Below are 16,590 nucleotides of genomic sequence, written 5' to 3' on the forward strand. Positions count from 1 at the left end.
GGGACACCGTACTCCCCGCCCGCCGTCCCCACCCGTAACCACCCGCAGGGAGGCAGCACATGACGACGTCCGGTGCCGGAACGGCACACCGCACGGGAACGACCGCAGCACGCACCGGAGTCTGGTTCGTCGGAGCACGCGGCTCCGTCGCCACCACGGCCGTCGCGGGATGCGCGGCGGTCGCCGCAGGACTCCATCCCCCGACCGGCATGGTCACCGAGAGCCCGCCCTTCGCGGAATCGGGCCTTCCCGCCCTCTCCTCGCTGGTCTTCGGCGGACACGACACGACGAGTTGCCCCCTGCCCAAACGCGCGGAGGCGCTGACCGCCGCAGGCGTGCTGCCGCACGGACTTCCCTCCGCGATCCACACCGAACTGGACGCGGCGGAACGGGAGATACGGGCGGGCGGACCGCAGCCCGGCGAAGCCAGGAGCGACGAGGAACTGATCGGATCCTTCGCCGCCGACCTCGTCGACTTCACCCGCCGTACCGGAGCCGCCCGGACCGTCGTCGTCAACGTCTCCTCCACGGAACCCGACCCGGGCCCCAACGCCCCTCGCATGCGAGCCAGTTCGCTCTACGCGGCGGCGGCTGTCCGGGCCCGCTGCCCGTACGTCGACTTCACTCCCTCCACCGGGCTGCGCACCGCCTCCCTCATGGCCGCCGCCGAGGCCGCCGGACTGCCCCACGCGGGCCGCGACGGCAAGACGGGCCAGACACTGCTGCGCTCCGTACTCGCCCCGATGTTCGTCCAACGGACCCTGGCCGTAAGGGCCTGGTCCGGCACGAACCTGCTGGGCGGCGGGGACGGCGCGGCGCTGGCCGACCCGGCGGCCGCGGCGGCCAAGAACGCGGGCAAGGAGCGCGTACTCACCGACATCCTGGGGACGGCGCCCGAGGGCGAGGTCCACATCGACGACGTCCCGGCGCTCGGCGACTGGAAGACCGCCTGGGACCACATCGCCTTCGACGGCTTCCTCGGCTCGCGGATGATCCTCCAGACCATCTGGCAGGGCTGTGACTCGGCGCTCGCCGCCCCACTGGTCCTCGACCTGGCCCGGCTGACCGCTCGCGCGCACGAGACGGGACTGAGTGGAGCATTACCCCAACTGGGCTTCTACTTCAAGGATCCGGACGGCGGCCCGGCCGCTCTCGCCGAACAGTACGCCGCGCTCCTCGCCTTCGCCGGCAGACTGGCGGAGAGCGGATGAGCCCGCGCGCCGACCTGCGCCCCACCCTCGCCGCCTGGGCCGAACTGCTGCGGGTGTCCGCGCTGTTCACGGTCCCCGGTGACGCGCTGGCGGGCGCCGCCGCCGTCTCCGTACGCCCCCACCGGTCCACCGCCCTCGCCCTCGGCGCCTCGCTCTGCCTGTACGAGGCGGGCATGGCCCTCAACGACTGGGCGGACCGCGAGGAGGACGCCCGCGACCGGCCCCACCGCCCCCTTCCCTCGGGCCGGATCCGCCCCGCCGCCGCCCTCGCCGCGGCCGGCACACTGACCGGTGCGGGCCTTGCCCTCGCAGCCCTCGCGGGCCGCCCGACGCTGGCGGTGGGCGCGGCCCTGGCCACGACGGTGTGGGCGTACGACCTGGGGCTGAAACACACCGTGGCGGGCCCGGTCGCGATGGGCGCGACAAGGGCGCTGGACCTGCTGCTGGGCGCGACGGCGACCGCGGCGGGCACGGCTCCGGAGCGCGCGCCCGGTACGGGTACGGGCACCACGGCGCGGTCCGTACGGGAACGGTTCCCCCGGGTCGCGCTGCCCTCCGCCGTGCTGCTCGGGGCGCACACCACCGCCGTCACCACCGTCTCGCGCCGCGAGGCCGAGGGCGGCTCGACCGCCGCGCCGCTCGCCGCCCTCGCGGCCACCATGACCCTGGGCGCGCTGGCGGGCCGCTGCCGCCGCGCCGCCGACGGCTCACGGACCGGGCCCGTGCTCGCCGGGGTGTGCGCCGCGCTCTACGCGGCCACCGTCGGACGGCCGCTCCTGCACGCCGCGCTCAACCCGTCCCCGCCACTGACCCAGCGCGCGGTCGGCGGCGGTATCCGGGCGACGATCCCGCTCCAGGCCGCGCTGGCCGCGCGCGGCGGCGCGCCGGGGATCGCGCTCGGCGTCATGGCGCTGCTGCCACCGGCCCGCGCACTCGCACGGAGAGTGAGCCCCACATGAGTCTGCGTTTCGGATACGGCACCAATGGCCTCGCCGACCTGCGGCTCGACGACGCGCTCGCCCTGCTCGCCGATCTCGGGTACGACGGCGTCGGACTGACCCTCGACCATATGCACCTCGATCCGATGGCCCCGGATCTGGCCGCCCGCACCGGGCGGGCCGCCCGGCGGCTGGCGGAGCTGGGGCTCGACGTCACCGTCGAGACCGGCGCCCGCTATGTGCTCGACCCGCGCCGCAAACACGGCCCCTCCCTGCTGGACCCGGACCCCGAGGGACGCGCCGCCCGCACCGGGCTGCTGGTCACGGCCGTGCGGGTCGCCGCGGACCTGGGGGCGCACGCCGTGCACTGCTTCAGCGGGATCACCCCGGAGGGCACGGACCCCGACACCGCGTGGAAGCGGCTCGAACAGGCGCTGGGCCCGGTGCTCGACGCGGCGGACGCCGCCGGTATCCCCCTCGCCGTCGAGCCGGAACCCGGCCATCTCGTCTCCGACCTCGCCGGATTCCACCGGCTCGGACAACGGCTCGGTGACCCCGGTCCGCTCGGGCTCACCCTCGACATCGGCCACTGCCAGTGTCTGGAACCGGTGTCGCCCGCCGACTGCGTACGGGACGCCGCGCCCTGGCTGCGGCATGTACAGATCGAGGACATGCGGCGCGGGGTCCATGAGCACCTTCCGTTCGGGGACGGCGAGATCGACTTCCCGCCCGTCCTCGACGCGCTGGCCGCCATCGGCTACCAGGGGCTGACCGTCGTCGAGCTGCCCCGCCACTCGCACGCAGGCCCCGAACAGGCCCGCAGAGCCATCGACTTCCTCCGCGCGACGGAGGCGACGGGCGCGACGGAGGCGACGGGCGCGACGGAGGCGACGGAGGCGACGGGCGCCCCGAGGGCGACGGGCACGGCGGGGGCGACGGGCACGGCGAGGGCGACGGGCATGACACAGCCCCCGGCACCGGACCCGAAGCCCGCACCAGACCCCGTACCCCCGACGCCCGCGCCCTCGGTGGCCGTACCCCCGGCGCCGAACCGTGCGCACATCCCGAACCGTGCGCACATCCCGAACCGTGCGCACATCCCGAACCGTGCGCACATCCCGAGCCCTGCGAACCTCCTGCCCCTGCTGGACGCGGACGCCGGCGTCTGGCTCCACACGGCCCTCGCCGAGGCGGCGGCGGCCAGGCCCGCGCCCGGTGACACCTCCGAGCCCTGGGAGCTGCGGTTCGCCGCCGCGGGCCGCCACTGCGGACCCGGCCACGCCGACTCCGTACGCGTCCTGCTCCTCCGGGAGGCCGGCGCGGGCCTCACCACGCTCACCCGGCTGTACCAGCGGGGCACCGCGGCCGAGCGGCGCGCCGTACTGCTCGCACTGGAGCGGTGCGTCCCGGGCCCCGAGGCGCTGCCGCTGGTGGAGGACGCGCTGCGGACCAACGACACCCGCCTGGTCGCTGCCGCCCTAGGCCCGTACGCCGCCGCCCATCTCGGCGCCCACGCCTGGCGGCACGCCGTCCTCAAGTGTCTCTTCACGGGGGTGCCCACCGACGCGGTCGGCGGCCTGGAACGACGCGCCCGGGGGGACGCCGAACTGGCCAGGATGCTCGCCGACTTCGCGGCCGAGCGGACCGCCGCGGGCCGTTCCGTACCGGCCGATCTGCACCGTGTGATCCATCTGACCGGCGAGGAGTCCTGATGCGTATCTTCGATCCCCATATCCATATGACCTCCCGCACGACCGACGACTACCGTGCGATGTACGCCTCCGGGGTACGCGCCCTGGTCGAGCCGTCCTTCTGGCTGGGCCAGCCCCGCACCTCTCCCGCCAGCTTCTTCGACTACTTCGACGCGCTCCTCGGCTGGGAGCCGTTCCGCGCGGCCCAGCACGGCATCGCCCACCACTGCGCGCTCGCCCTGAACCCCAAGGAGGCGAACGACCCGCGCTGTGTCCCGGTCCTGGACGAGCTGGGCCGCTATCTCGTCAAGGACGGTGTCGTCGCCGTCGGCGAGATCGGCTACGACTCGATGACCCCGGCCGAGGACACCGCCCTGGCCGCACAGCTCCAGCTGGCCGCCGAACACGGGCTGCCCGCGCTCGTCCACACCCCCCACCGGGACAAGCAGGCAGGTCTGCGCCGCACCATCGCCGTTGTCCGCGAGTCCGTCCTCGCCCCGGACCGGGTCCTGCTGGACCATCTCAACGAGACGACGGTCAAGGAGGCAGCCGACAGCGGCAGTTGGCTCGGCTTCTCCATTTATCCGGACACCAAGATGGACGAGGAGCGGATGGTCGCCGTACTCAAGGATCATGGTACGGAGCGGGTCCTCGTCAACTCGGCGGCGGACTGGGGGGACAGCGACCCGCTCAAGACCCGCAGGGTCGCGGACGCGATGCTCGCCGCGGGCTTCACGGAGGACGACGTCGACCGGGTCCTGTGGCGCAATCCGGTCGCCTTCTACGGGCTCAGCGGCAGACTCCAGCTCGATGTCCCCGCCCCCGAGCCCCTGCACGAGGGCAACTCCATTCTTCGCGGAGGGGAGTGAACCATGCGCTTCCGCCATCCCGACGGGTCCACCGTCCATCTCTCGTACTGCACCAATGTGCACCCGGCGGAGACACTCGAAGGTGTCCTCGCCCAACTGCGCGACCACTGCGAACCGGTACGCAAACGCCTCGGCCGAGACCGACTCGGCATCGGCCTCTGGCTCGCCAGGGACGCCGCCCGCGCCCTGACCAACGACCCGGCGACACTGCGACGGCTCCGCGCCGAACTGGAGAGGCGGGGGCTGGAGGTCGTCACACTCAACGGCTTCCCCTACGAGGGGTTCGGGGCCGAGGAGGTCAAGTACCGGGTGTACAAGCCGGACTGGGCCGATCCCGAGCGGCTCGCCCACACCGGCGATCTGGCCCGGCTGCTGGCCGCCCTGCTGCCCGACGATGTCACCGAGGGCTCCGTCTCCACCCTGCCGCTCGGCTGGCGCACCACCTGGACCGACGCCGGGGCCCGCACCGCCAGGACCGCGCTGACCACGCTCGCCGGGCGGCTCGACGCGTTGGAGGAGCTGACCGGGAAATCCATCAGGATCGCCCTGGAACCGGAACCGGGCTGCACCGTCGAGACCACCGCCGACGCGATCGGTCCGCTCACCGATATCGGCAGCGGCCGGATCGGTATCTGTGTCGACACCTGCCATCTGGCGACCTCCTTCGAGGACCCGGCCACCGCGCTGGCCGCGCTGGAGGCCGCGGGGGTGGTCATCCCCAAGGCCCAGCTCTCCGCCGCGCTGCACGCCGAGCATCCGCATCTGCCGGAGGTACGGGAGGCGCTCGGCGCCTTCGCCGAGCCCCGCTTCCTCCACCAGACCCGCACCAGCACCGCCGCCGGACTGCGCGGCACCGACGATCTGGACGAGGCACTCGCCGGGGAGTCCCTGCCGGACGGCGCGCCCTGGCGGTCGCACTTCCACGTCCCGCTGCACGCGCCGCCCGCCCCACCGCTGGCCTCCACCCTGCCGGTGCTCCAGGACGCCCTGACCCGGCTGGTCGGCGGGCCCGTACCGCTCACCCGCCATCTGGAGGTCGAGACGTACACCTGGCAGGCGCTCCCGGCGGAGCTGCGGCCCCGCTCGCGCGGACAGCTCGCGGACGGGATCGCCGCCGAACTGGCCCTGGCCCGCGATCTGCTGGTCGACCTCGGTCTCAAGGAACTGCCATGACACAGCGCCCGACCCCCCTTCTGGTCGTGGATGTCGTCGGTCTCACCCCCCGGCTCCTGCACCACATGCCGAATCTGCGGAAGCTGGCGGGCACCGGCTCCCGGGCCCCGCTGACCACGGTGCTGCCCGCCGTCACCTGTAGCGCCCAGTCCACTTTCCTGACCGGGACGCTCCCGGCCGAGCACGGCATCGTCGGCAACGGCTGGTACTTCCGCGAGCTGGGTGACGTACTGCTCTGGCGCCAGCACAACGGGCTGGTCGCCGGGGACAAGCTCTGGGACGCCGCCCGCCGGGTCCACCCCGGCTATACCGTCGCCAATATCTGCTGGTGGTACGCGATGGGCGCGGACACCGACTTCACCGTCACCCCCCGCCCCGTCTACTATGCGGACGGCCGCAAGGAACCCGACTGCTACACCCGCCCGCCCGCGCTGCACGACGAACTCACCGAGCTGTTCGGCACCTTCCCCCTCTTCCACTTCTGGGGACCCGGCGCGGATCTCGTCTCCTCCCAGTGGATCGTGGACGCCACCCGCCATGTCATCCGCACCCGCCACCCCGATCTGGCGCTCTGCTACCTCCCCCATCTCGACTACGACCTCCAGCGCTACGGCCCCGACGACCCGCGCTCCCACCGGGCCGCCGCCGACCTCGACGCGGCCATGGGCCCACTGCTCGACGACGCCGCCGCCGAGGGCCGTACCGTTGTCGCGCTCTCCGAGTACGGCATCACCCGGGTCTCCCGTCCCGTCGACATCAACCGGGCGCTGCGCAGGGCCGGCCTCCTGGAGGTCCACACCCAGGACGGCATGGAGTATCTGGACCCGATGGCCTCCCGGGCCTTCGCCGTCGCGGACCACCAGCTCGCCCATGTCTACGTACGCCGTCCGGAGGACCTCGACGCCACTCGCGAGGCGCTGAGGGATCTCCCCGGGATCGACGAACTACTCGACGACGAGGGCAAGAAGGCGCAGGGCCTCGACCATCCCCGCTCGGGGGAGCTGGTGGCCGTCGCCGAACCGGACGCGTGGTTCACGTACTACTACTGGCTCGACGACGACCGGGCGCCCGATTTCGCCCAGCTGGTCGAGATCCATCGCAAACCCGGCTACGACCCCGTCGAGCTGTTCATGGACCCGCTCGATCCGTATGTACGGCTCAAGGCGGCCAAGGCGGTCGCCCGCAAGAAGCTCGGGATGCGCTACCGCCTCGCGGTCGTCCCCCTCGACCCCTCGCCTATTCGCGGCAGCCACGGCCGGCTGCCGCCGAGCGACGACGAAGGTCCGCTCATCCTGTGCTCCGTCCCCCGTGCCGTCGGTGACCGCGTGGCGGCCACCGATGTGAAGTCCCTGCTCCTCCAGCTTGCCGGACTGCATCGCCAACCGGAACACATTGGCGACTACACGACATAAGTGGCGACCACGCGACACAAGGAGTTTCGTCATGAGCCGCAAGAAGTCAGCAGACCCCGAACTCGCGCGCAGGATCGGCAGACGCGGCATGCTCGGTGTCGCCGCCGGAGCCACCGCCGCGGCGGTCGTCGGCGTCTCGGCGCTCCCCGCCGCCGCACACAGCACGGGACAGAACACGGGACACGGCGGCCCCCGCACCGGCCACGGCCACGGCCAGGGCGGTGTGCCCGTCCTGCCTCCCGGCCGGCTCGGCATCCAGCTCTACTCACTGCGCGACAAGGTGTCCACGATCGGTTTCGCCAAGGTCTTCGACGAACTGGAGCGCTTCGGCTACGACGAGATCGAGTTCGCCGGCTATACCCAGGGCGGCGCCGGCGCGATCACACTGCCGCAGCTCAAGCGACTGGTCAGGAACCACGGGCTCAAGGCCATCGGCAGCCATGTCAACTACTACGACGACAACAACCCGAACGCCTACAGCTTCGCCCAGAACCTCACCAAGGTCCTCGACGACGCCCAGGCGCTCGGCCTGGAACACATCGGGACCGCCTCGGCCCCGTTCCGCTACGGTTCCACCGTGGACGCCTGGAAGCGGGCCGCCGCGGACTTCAACATCTATGGCGCGGCAGCCAAGCGCCGAGGCATGAAGTTCTACCAGCACAACCACGCGGAGGAGTTCTCCTTCGCCACCGACCGGCCGAATGTCCGGCTCTACGACGTCCTGTTGGCGGAGACCGACCCCGGGCTGGTCTATCTGGAGATGGACATCTACTGGGCGTACGCGGGCCAGTTCCGTTTCAGCAGGACCGTCGAGGGCAGGCCCGCGCCCTTCGATCCGCTGCGCTACGTACTCGAACAGCCCCACCGTTACCCGCTGTTCCACGTCAAGGACGGTGTCGAGGACATCGCCGCCCGCGACGGCTACCGCATGGTGGACGTCGGCGACGGCGACATCGACTACCAGCGCTTCATCTCGGCGGTGAACAGGACCCCCGGCGGCCGCAGGAACCACCACTGGCAGGCCGAGCACGACCAGCCGGTGGACTCCCTGGCCTTCGCCCGCAAGTCGTCGGCGCATCTGCACGCGCTGCGCGAGAGGCGCTGACCGGCACCTGACGAGAAGCGCGGACCGCGATCTGACGAGAAACGTTCACGACGTACCTGACGAGAAGCGCTGACCTGCTACCGGCACGGATACCGGTAGCCGGTCAGCGCGGCTCAGACGCTGCGTGGCGGGGAGCCCGGCTGCCGCAGCAGCAGCGAGATTCCCGCCGCGATCAGGGACACCACACCGGAGGCCACGTACGCGCCGACGTACCCCCACGACGCCACCACCATGGCGCCGAGCCCGCCGCCGAACAACCCGCTGACCAGCTTCGCGCTGTAGACCATGCCGTAGTTCGACGCGTTGTTGTTCTCCCCGAAGTAGTCGGGGACCAGCGTGGCGAACAGGGGATAGAACGCACCACCGCCGAAGCCGGACAGGAACGCGAAGACCAGGAACAACATCTGATTCCTTACCTCCCCGGCCCAGAGGACGCCGAACTGTGCCACGGCCAGCATCAGACACACGTACGTCAGTGTGGTCCGCCGGCCGAGCCGGTCCGACAGCCAGCCCACCACTCCGCGCCCGGTGCCGTTGATCACCGACATCACACCCATGGACGACGCCGCGATCAGTGGGCCGAAGCCCATCTCCTTCGCGAACGGCACCTGGAACGAGATCCCGAAGATGGAGACGCCCGCGCAGCACAGCATGCACAGCCACATCAGCGGTACGGTTCCGGTGCGTAACGCCTCCTGTGGTGTGAACTGCCGTACCGCGGGCGGGTTCTTGACCAGGGCGGCCGAGGACTTGGTATCGCCCGCGCGGTTGACCGGATCGATGTGCTCAGGCCACCAGTTCTTCGGCGGATCCTTGAAGAACAGCCCCGCGACCAGGGTCAGCAGGAGTACGTACACACCGACGAGATCCAGCACCGTATGGTAATTGGAGGTGTCGAAGCCGTACGTGAACAGGAAGATGAACGGCACCGCGCCATAGGCGAACGCGCCGTTGACCAGACCGGTCTTGCCGCCCCTGCGCTCCGGGTACCACTTCCCGACCATGTTCACACTGGTCGAGTAGATCAGCCCCGAACCCACTCCGCCGAGCAGGCCGAAGCCCGCGACCGCGAGCCAGAAGTTCGGCGCGTGGCTGAGGCTGACGAACCCCAGCAGCGAGCAGACCGAGCCGATGAGCATGGCGGCTCTGCTGGTCAGAATCCCTTTCTCACGCATCCGTCCGGCGGGGAAGGACACGGCGGCCTGGAAGAAGATCCAGACGCTGAGTACCCAGAAGGTGTTCGTCGAGGTCCAGTGGTGTGCTCTGGAGAGGGTCTCCTCGGCGGCTCCGAAGGCGTACTCGAACACACTGATGGCGAGCATGGCAAGCCATGGCAGTGCCACCATCGTCCAGCGGGGGAGGCCGAGGATCTGCCGGTCGGACTCGCCGACCCGGTAGATTCGGCCATGGGCGTCGGTGATTTCGCGGTAGCCCGCGTCGGCCGGAGCCGGCGCGGACGTACCTGAGAGAGGTTCTGCGGTCATATCAGACGATCTCCCGGCCGATGGGATGGGGATTGGGCTGGATTTTCCTGGGATCCGGTCGTCCCGGTGCTTTCAGGAACAGCGCCAGTACGGCGGAGGCGAGGCCGATGCAGCCCGCGATGACAAACGCGCCCCGATAGCCCCAGGAGGCCACCACGACGGCTCCCATACCGGAGCCGACCAGGCCCGATATGAGTTTGGAGCTGTAGACCATGCCGTAGTTCGAGGCATTGTTGTTCTCTCCGAAGTAGTCCGCCGTCATCGCCGCGAACAGCGGGAAGATCGCGCCGCCGCCGAAGCCGGAGACCATCGAGCAGAAGAGGAAGAACGGCATACTTCCCACGGATCCGGAGATCAGCACACCGAACTGCGCGCAGCCCAGGACGAGACAGACGAAGACCAGTGTGTTGCGGCGCCCGTACCGGTCGGAGATCCAGCCGATGACACCGCGGCCCGTGCCGTTCACGATCGCCTTGAGCGACATCGCGGTCGCCACGATCCCGCCCGCGAACCCCATGTCCTTGCCGAAGGGCACCTGGAAGGCGATCCCGAAGATATTGATCCCGGCGGTGCAGAGCAGACAGAACCACATCATCCACATCACCGGGGTCCGGGCCGCCTCCCTCGGTGTGTACTGCTTCACCGCCGGCGGGTTCTTCGCCAGCGCCCGCCGGACCCGGGGGTCCTCCGAGACCTTCAGCGGATCGGCGCCCGCCGGCCACCAGCACTTGGGCGGGTCCTCGAAGAACCACCCCGCGCTCGCGACGACCAGACAGCAGATCAGCCCGACCGCCACCAGCACACCCTGGTAGTTGCTCAGGTCCATGTACGAGGTGAAGAGGAAGACGAAGGGCACGGAACCGTAGGCGAAACCGCCGTTGACCAGGCCGGTCTTGCCGCCCTTGCGCTCCGGATACCACTTGCCGACCATGTTCACACAGGTGGCGTAGACCAGACCGGCGCCGATGCCGCTGAACATCCCGAAACCGATGTACGCCACGATCACATGCGGCGCGAAGGCCAGCGAGAGATAGCCCAGTACGGTGCCCAGCGCGCCGAGCATCATGGAGTGACGGGCGGGCAGCCAGCCGCTCTCGCGTAACCGCCCGGCGGGGAAGGCGATGGCCGCCTGGAAGAAGATCCAGACGCCCATCAGCCAGAAGATATGCCCGCTGTCCCAGAGATGGGCCTCGTGCAGAGTGTCCTCCGCCGAGGTGAACGCGTACTCCGACGAACTGATACCGAGCATGCCCATCCAGGGGAAGAGCACCATCGTCCAACGTGGCCGGCCCATGATGTCCCGGTCGGACTCGCCGATCCGGTACACCCGGCCGTTGCGGTCCGTCACCTCTTCGAAGGGGACGGGGCCCGAGATCTGAGTGGTTGTCATGTGGTGTCGCATCCCTTGCATCGAAAGAACTGGCCAGCGCCCCCTGTCCAAAACCTTCGTGCTCACCCGGGTGGGGATCAGATCATCGACCGCCTCCCCTCAACTCTCCTGTGGCCGGACATGGTTGGCCGTGGTGAAGGATCACAGCAGTCCCGCCGCCCGCGCCCACCGGTACTTCGCCCCCAGCACGGCGACCGGCTTCTCCGTGGTGTACGGATAGGCCACCACCCCGTGCTCGAAGAGGTACTGGCACGCCTCCTCGACCTCGACATCGCCCGCCAGCGATGCCACCACCGGCTTCTCGATGCCGCGCTCCCGGAACTCCGCCACGACCCGCGCCGTCAGTTCGGCGAAGACCATCGGCGGTGTGACGATCGTGTGCCAGTAGCCCAGCACCAGCGCGTGGATCCGCGGGTCCTCCAGACCGAGCCGGATCGTCGCCTCGTACGTGGACGGCGGCTCGCCCCCGGTGATGTCCACCGGGTTGCCCGCCGCCCCGAAGGGCGGGATGAAGGCGCGGAACGCCGTGTCCAGATCGGGCGGGATCTCCATCAGGGAGAGCCCGTTGTCGACGATGGCGTCCGACAGCAGCACCCCCGAGCCGCCGGCGCCGGTGATGATGACGACGTTGTCACCCTGTGGAGTGGGGAGCACGGGCAGCGCCCGCGCGTACTCCAGCATCTCGTTCAGCCCCGGCGCCCGGATCACCCCGGCCTGCCGCAGGATGTCGTCGTACACCGCGTCGTCCCCGGCCAGCGCGCCCGTGTGCGAGCCCGCCGCCTTCGCACCGGCCGCCGTGCGCCCGGCCTTGAGGACCACGACCGGCTTTCCGGGTACGGTGGCACGCGCCGCCTCCACGAAGGCGCGGCCGTCCTTGAGGTCCTCCAGGTGCATCGCGATGCAGTCGGTGCGGGGGTCCTCGCCGAACCAGGTCAGCAGGTCGTCCTCGTCCAGGTCGGACTTGTTGCCGAGCCCGACGATGGCGGACACCCCTGTCCTGGTGCTCCTGGCGAAGCCGAGAATCGCCATCCCGATGCCGCCGGACTGCGAGGTCAGCGCCACACCGCCCTTGACGTCGTACGGGGTGCAGAAGGTGGCGCAGAGGTTCTGCCAGGTGGAGTAGTAGCCGTAGATGTTGGGGCCCAGCAGCCGCACCCCGTACTCCTGCGCTATCGCCACGATCCGTTCCTGGAGGGCGTGTTCGCCGGTCTCGGCGAAGCCGGAGGGGATCAGCACGGCGTTCGGTATGCCCTTGCGGCCGACCTCCTCCAGCGCCGCGGGAACGAACTGTGCGGGGATCGCGAAGACCGCCACATCAGGCTCACCGGGAACGTCCATCACGCTCTTGTACGCCTTGCGGCCGAGAATGTCATGGGCCCTGGGGTTCACCGGGTGTATCTCGCCCGGAAAACCTCCGTCGATAAGGTTCCGCATGACTGAATTACCTATTTTGCCCTGCTCGTTGGAGGCTCCGATCACCGTCACCGAGCGGGGCTCCATCAGCCGCCGCATCGAGACGAGGATCTCCTCGCGGGTGTACGTACGTCGCGCGGCCGGGACCTCGGCGGTCAGCAGGATCCGTACATCGGCGGCCACCACCCCGTCCGGCGAGGCGAACACCGGATTGAGGTCGATCTCGGCGATCTCGGGGAAGTCGGCGGCGAGTCGGGACACCCTGACGATCAGCTCCGCGAGCGCCTCCCGGTCGACGGCGGCGGCGCCGCGTACCCCGCGCAGGATCTCCGCCGCGCGGATCCCGTCGAGCATCGACAGCGCGTCGTCCCCGGAGGCGGGGGCGAGCCGGAACGTGACGTCCTTGAGGACCTCCACCAGCACTCCGCCGAGGCCGAAGGCCACGATCTTCCCGAAGGTGGGGTCGGTGACGGTGCCGATGAGCACCTCGGTACCGGCGGGCACCATCCGCTGGATCTGTACGCCCAGGATCCGGGCGTCCGGGGCGTACGCGCGGGCGTTGCCCACGATCGCGGTGAACGCCCCGCGCACCTCGGCGGCGGACCCCAGTCCGATCCGTACACCGCCCGCCTCCGTCTTGTGCGTGATCTCGGGCGAGACGATCTTCATCGCGACGGGGAAGCCGATCCGGGCGGCGAGCGCCACGGCCTCGTCGGCGGACTCGGCGAGCCCCTCGGCCGGGGTGGGGATGCCATAGGCGTCGGTGACGGCCTTGCCCTCGGGCGCGGTCAGCACGGTACGGCCCTCGGCGAGCGCGGCGTCCACCAGGGTGCGCACCGCCTTGCGGCTCTCTTCTGTGATGTCCACTGCTAGATGACTCCGTCCGTCTTGAGAACCCGCAATTCCTCGTTTCCCAGGCCCAGTTCACCGACGTATATCTCCGTGTTGTGCTCGCCGAGCAGCGGCGGGGTGACCACGTCCACGGGGGAGTCGGAGAGCTTGAGCGGGGAGCCGACGGTGGTGAAGGAGCCGCGCTGGGAGTGGGGAACATCGACGATCATCTCGTTGGCGGCGAGCGAGGCGTCCTCGATGATCTCCTTGGTGGAGAGGATCGGGCCGCAGGGGATGTTGTGCGCGTTGAGCTTCTCCAGCACCTCCCACTTGGGGAGGGTGGCCGTCCACTCCTCGATGAGCTGGAACATCTTGCCGAGCTTGGGCAGCCGGGCCTCCGGGGTCGCCCACTCGGGGTCGTCGGCCAGCTCGGGGCGGCTCATCAGCTCGGTGACCGGCCGCCAGCCGACCGGCTGCACGATCACATACACATAGTCGTTGGGCCCGCCCGGCGCGCACTTGACGGCCCAGCCGGGCTGTCCGCCGCCGCTCGCGTTGCCACTGCGCGGCACCTCGTCGCCGAAGTCGTCGTTCGGGTACTCGGCCAGCGGGCCGTGGGACAGCCGCTGCTGGTCACGGAGTTTCACCCGGCAGAGATTGAGCACGGCGTGCTGCATCGCGACATTGACGCGCTGGCCGCGACCGGTGTGTTCGCGCTGGAAGAGCGCGGCGAGAATCCCCGCGACGGCGTGGACACCCGTCCCCGAGTCGCCGATCTGCGCCCCGGTGGCGAGGGGCGGGCCGTCCTCGAAGCCGGTGGTGGCCATCGAGCCGCCCATGGCCTGCGCGACCACCTCGTACGCCTTGAAGCCGGTGTACGGGCCTTCACCGAAGCCCTTGATGGAGGCGTAGACGATCCGCGGGTTGATCTCCTGGATACGTTCCCAGGTGAAGCCCATCCGGTCGACGGCGCCGGGGCCGAAGTTCTCCACCATGACATCGGAGCGGCGGATGAGTTCGGTCAGGAGCTCCTTGCCGCGCTCCGTCTTGGTGTTGAGGGTGATCGACCGCTTGTTGCAGTTGAGCATGGTGAAGTAGAGCGAGTCGACGTCGGGTATGTCGCGCAGCTGCTTGCGGGTGATGTCACCGCTCGGCGCCTCCAGCTTCACCACGTCCGCGCCGAGCCAGCCGAGCAACTGCGTTGCGGAGGGCCCCGACTGAACATGCGTCATATCGAGGACGCGGATGCCGGAGAGTGCCTTGGTTCCCCTTGAGGTGTCGAGAGCCTGGGTCATGGGAGGGCTCCTTTACTTGTACATGGTCTGGTTCATGGTTCCGGGGGCGTAGGCGTCGGGGTCGACCCAGACGTTGATCAGCGACGGCAGCCCGGACTCGCGGGCCCGCCGGAGCGCGGGCGCGATGTCGGCGGGGTCGCGTACCTCTTCGCCGTAACCACCCAGCATTTGGGCGAACTTGTCGTAGTGCACATCGCCGAGGGTGTTGCCGACCCGCTCCCGCTCGTCGCCGTACTTGGCCTTCTGGCCGTAACGGATCTGGTTCATCGAGGAGTTGTTGCCGACGATGCCGACGAACGGCAGGTTGTAACGCACCAGCGTCTCGAAGTCCCAGCCCGTCAGGGAGAACGCGCCGTCACCGAAGAGCGCCACGACCTCCTTGTCGGGCCGTGCCTTCTTGGCGGCGAGGACGAAGGGCACACCGACGCCGAGGGTGCCGAGCGGCCCGGGGTCCATCCAGTGTCCCGGCGACTTGGGCTGGACGACCTGACCGGAGAAGGTGACGATGTCCCCGCCGTCACCGATATAGATGGAGTCCTCGGTCAGGAAGTCGTTGATCTCGCTGACCAGCCGGTACGGATGGATGGGCGAGGCGTCCGACCGCAGCTGCGGCAGCCGCTTCGCCACCGCCGTCTGCTCGGCGGCGCGCAGCTCGTCCAGCCAGGCCTTGCGCCCGACGGCGCCGCCGTTGATACGGCCGCTCGCGGCCTGTGTCGCCGACGCCAGGACCAGCCCGGGGTCGCCGACGATACCGAGGTCGATGTCCCGGTTCTTGCCGACCGTGCGGTAGTCGAGGTCGATCTGGACGACGGTCGCGTCCGGGGAGAGGCGTTTGCCGTACCCCATCCGGAAGTCGAACGGCGTGCCGACGATGACGATGAGATCGGCGTTGGAGAACGCGTAGCGCCGGGAGAGCTGGAAGTGGTGCGGGTCGCCGGGCGGCAGTGTGCCGCGTCCCGCGCCGTTCATGTACGCGGGGATGTTGAGGGTACGTACCAGCTCGACGGCCGCGTCGGTGCCCCGGGTTGTCCAGACCTGGCTGCCGAGCAGGATCGCCGGCTTCTCGGCGTGGACCAGCAGATCGGCGAGCTTCTCCACGGCCTCGGGGTCCCCGGCCGAACGGGTCGAGGCCCGGTAGTGGCCGGCCGCGGGGATCCGCGCCCGGTCCATCGGGACCTTGGCGTCGAGCACATCGCGGGGGATCTCCAGGAAGGACGGCCCCGGAGCGCCGTGGTAGCACTCGCGGAACGCCATGGACACCATGTCGGCCGCGCGCGCGGTGTCCGGCACGGTGGCGGCGAACTTGGTGATCGGCGTCATCATGTCGACGTGCGGCAGGTCCTGGAGCGACCCCATCTTGTGCTGGGTGTGGGCGCCCTGTCCGCCGATGAGCAGCATGGGCGACTCGGCGCGGAACGCGTTGGCGACCCCGGTGACGGCATCGGTAGTACCGGGCCCGGCGGTGACCACCGCGCAGCCGGGCTTCCCGGTGATACGGGCATAGCCGTCGGCGGCGTGGGCGGCCACCTGTTCATGACGTACGTCGACGACCTCGATGCCCTCGTCGACGCAACCGTCGTAGATATCGATGATGTGGCCGCCGCAGAGGGTGTAGATGACCTCGACACCCTCCGCTTTGAGCGCCTTGGCGACCAGATGTCCACCGGAGATGAGTTCCTGGCTGTCGTCGGGCATGGCGTCCTGTCCCTTCGTAGCAGAGGGCCGGTCACCCTCCACGTCTATTGTATACAGTCGACGGATACTGTATGAACCTTGTT

General features: G+C 69.9%; 12 protein-coding genes and 1 pseudogene. 8 read left to right on the top strand and 5 right to left on the bottom strand.

Translation table 11 applies throughout. The features are described 5' to 3' along the window. The first annotated feature begins 59 nt into the window (after positions 1 to 59). The 8 genes and pseudogenes from ACIP8W_RS04810 (at position 60) to ACIP8W_RS04845 (ending at position 8,399) form a co-directional block, all read left to right on the top strand. Entirely contained in the window at positions 60 to 1,211 is a 1,152-nt protein-coding gene (locus tag ACIP8W_RS04810; RefSeq protein ID WP_402201941.1) for an inositol-3-phosphate synthase, read from the top strand. Next, positions 1,208 to 2,170, top strand: coding sequence for an SCO3242 family prenyltransferase (locus ACIP8W_RS04815; protein ID WP_402201943.1), 963 nt, complete (start codon positions 1,208 to 1,210; stop codon positions 2,168 to 2,170). The genes ACIP8W_RS04810 and ACIP8W_RS04815 overlap by 4 nt, the downstream gene beginning before the upstream one ends. Beyond that, positions 2,167 to 3,001, top strand: a pseudogene (locus ACIP8W_RS04820) (sugar phosphate isomerase/epimerase family protein); the annotation flags it as partial. The gene ACIP8W_RS04815 and the pseudogene ACIP8W_RS04820, both read left to right, overlap by 4 nt. A gap of 107 nt (positions 3,002 to 3,108) precedes the next feature. Continuing rightward, entirely contained in the window at positions 3,109 to 3,861 is a 753-nt protein-coding gene (locus tag ACIP8W_RS04825; RefSeq protein ID WP_402202043.1) for an EboA domain-containing protein, read from the top strand. Beyond that, positions 3,861 to 4,709 (top strand): TatD family hydrolase, encoded by an 849-nt coding sequence (locus ACIP8W_RS04830; RefSeq protein WP_402149478.1) that lies wholly within the window; start codon positions 3,861 to 3,863, stop codon positions 4,707 to 4,709. The genes ACIP8W_RS04825 and ACIP8W_RS04830 overlap by 1 nt, the downstream gene beginning before the upstream one ends. A gap of 3 nt (positions 4,710 to 4,712) precedes the next feature. Further along, positions 4,713 to 5,882: a metabolite traffic protein EboE gene (gene eboE / locus ACIP8W_RS04835; RefSeq protein ID WP_402149477.1), complete on the top strand. Its 1,170-nt coding sequence runs from the start codon at positions 4,713 to 4,715 to the stop codon at positions 5,880 to 5,882. Then, positions 5,879 to 7,294: an alkaline phosphatase family protein gene (locus ACIP8W_RS04840; protein WP_401953039.1), complete on the top strand. Its 1,416-nt coding sequence runs from the start codon at positions 5,879 to 5,881 to the stop codon at positions 7,292 to 7,294. Before eboE ends, ACIP8W_RS04840 begins: the two co-directional genes overlap by 4 nt. A 31-nt stretch (positions 7,295 to 7,325) precedes the next feature. Further along, positions 7,326 to 8,399 (top strand): sugar phosphate isomerase/epimerase family protein, encoded by a 1,074-nt coding sequence (locus ACIP8W_RS04845; protein WP_402201946.1) that lies wholly within the window; start codon positions 7,326 to 7,328, stop codon positions 8,397 to 8,399. A 113-nt stretch (positions 8,400 to 8,512) separates the two neighbouring features. On the opposite strand, the gene ACIP8W_RS04850 is transcribed toward ACIP8W_RS04845, so the two are convergent. The 5 genes from ACIP8W_RS04850 to ACIP8W_RS04870 all read right to left on the bottom strand — a co-directional run bounded on the left by ACIP8W_RS04850 (position 8,513) and on the right by ACIP8W_RS04870 (position 16,507). Next, positions 8,513 to 9,883: an OFA family MFS transporter gene (locus ACIP8W_RS04850; protein WP_402149473.1), complete on the bottom strand. Its 1,371-nt coding sequence runs from the start codon at positions 9,881 to 9,883 to the stop codon at positions 8,513 to 8,515. A 1-nt stretch (position 9,884) separates the two neighbouring features. Beyond that, entirely contained in the window at positions 9,885 to 11,273 is a 1,389-nt protein-coding gene (locus tag ACIP8W_RS04855) for an OFA family MFS transporter (protein WP_401953047.1), read from the bottom strand. 141 nt (positions 11,274 to 11,414) lie between these two features. Continuing rightward, positions 11,415 to 13,547: an acetate--CoA ligase family protein gene (locus tag ACIP8W_RS04860; protein ID WP_401953528.1), complete on the bottom strand. Its 2,133-nt coding sequence runs from the start codon at positions 13,545 to 13,547 to the stop codon at positions 11,415 to 11,417. 8 nt (positions 13,548 to 13,555) lie between these two features. After that, entirely contained in the window at positions 13,556 to 14,812 is a 1,257-nt protein-coding gene (gene frc / locus ACIP8W_RS04865) for a formyl-CoA transferase (protein WP_401953050.1), read from the bottom strand. 12 nt (positions 14,813 to 14,824) lie between these two features. Beyond that, positions 14,825 to 16,507, bottom strand: coding sequence for a thiamine pyrophosphate-binding protein (locus ACIP8W_RS04870; RefSeq protein ID WP_401953052.1), 1,683 nt, complete (start codon positions 16,505 to 16,507; stop codon positions 14,825 to 14,827). Positions 16,508 to 16,590 lie beyond the last annotated feature (83 nt).

Origin of the sequence: Streptomyces sp. NPDC088554, assembly GCF_044752945.1 — a bacterium.
Classification (GTDB): domain Bacteria; phylum Actinomycetota; class Actinomycetes; order Streptomycetales; family Streptomycetaceae; genus Streptomyces.

Coding starts and splice junctions, on each gene's coding strand:
- ACIP8W_RS04850 (WP_402149473.1), bottom strand. CDS start 9,883: ATGACCGCAGAACCTCTCTCAGGTACGTCCGCGCCGGCTCCGGCCGAC.
- ACIP8W_RS04830 (WP_402149478.1), top strand. CDS start 3,861: ATGCGTATCTTCGATCCCCATATCCATATGACCTCCCGCACGACCGAC.
- frc (WP_401953050.1), bottom strand. CDS start 14,812: ATGACCCAGGCTCTCGACACCTCAAGGGGAACCAAGGCACTCTCCGGC.
- ACIP8W_RS04855 (WP_401953047.1), bottom strand. CDS start 11,273: ATGACAACCACTCAGATCTCGGGCCCCGTCCCCTTCGAAGAGGTGACG.
- ACIP8W_RS04845 (WP_402201946.1), top strand. CDS start 7,326: ATGAGCCGCAAGAAGTCAGCAGACCCCGAACTCGCGCGCAGGATCGGC.
- ACIP8W_RS04825 (WP_402202043.1), top strand. CDS start 3,109: ATGACACAGCCCCCGGCACCGGACCCGAAGCCCGCACCAGACCCCGTA.
- ACIP8W_RS04815 (WP_402201943.1), top strand. CDS start 1,208: ATGAGCCCGCGCGCCGACCTGCGCCCCACCCTCGCCGCCTGGGCCGAA.
- ACIP8W_RS04840 (WP_401953039.1), top strand. CDS start 5,879: ATGACACAGCGCCCGACCCCCCTTCTGGTCGTGGATGTCGTCGGTCTC.
- ACIP8W_RS04870 (WP_401953052.1), bottom strand. CDS start 16,507: ATGCCCGACGACAGCCAGGAACTCATCTCCGGTGGACATCTGGTCGCC.
- ACIP8W_RS04810 (WP_402201941.1), top strand. CDS start 60: ATGACGACGTCCGGTGCCGGAACGGCACACCGCACGGGAACGACCGCA.
- eboE (WP_402149477.1), top strand. CDS start 4,713: ATGCGCTTCCGCCATCCCGACGGGTCCACCGTCCATCTCTCGTACTGC.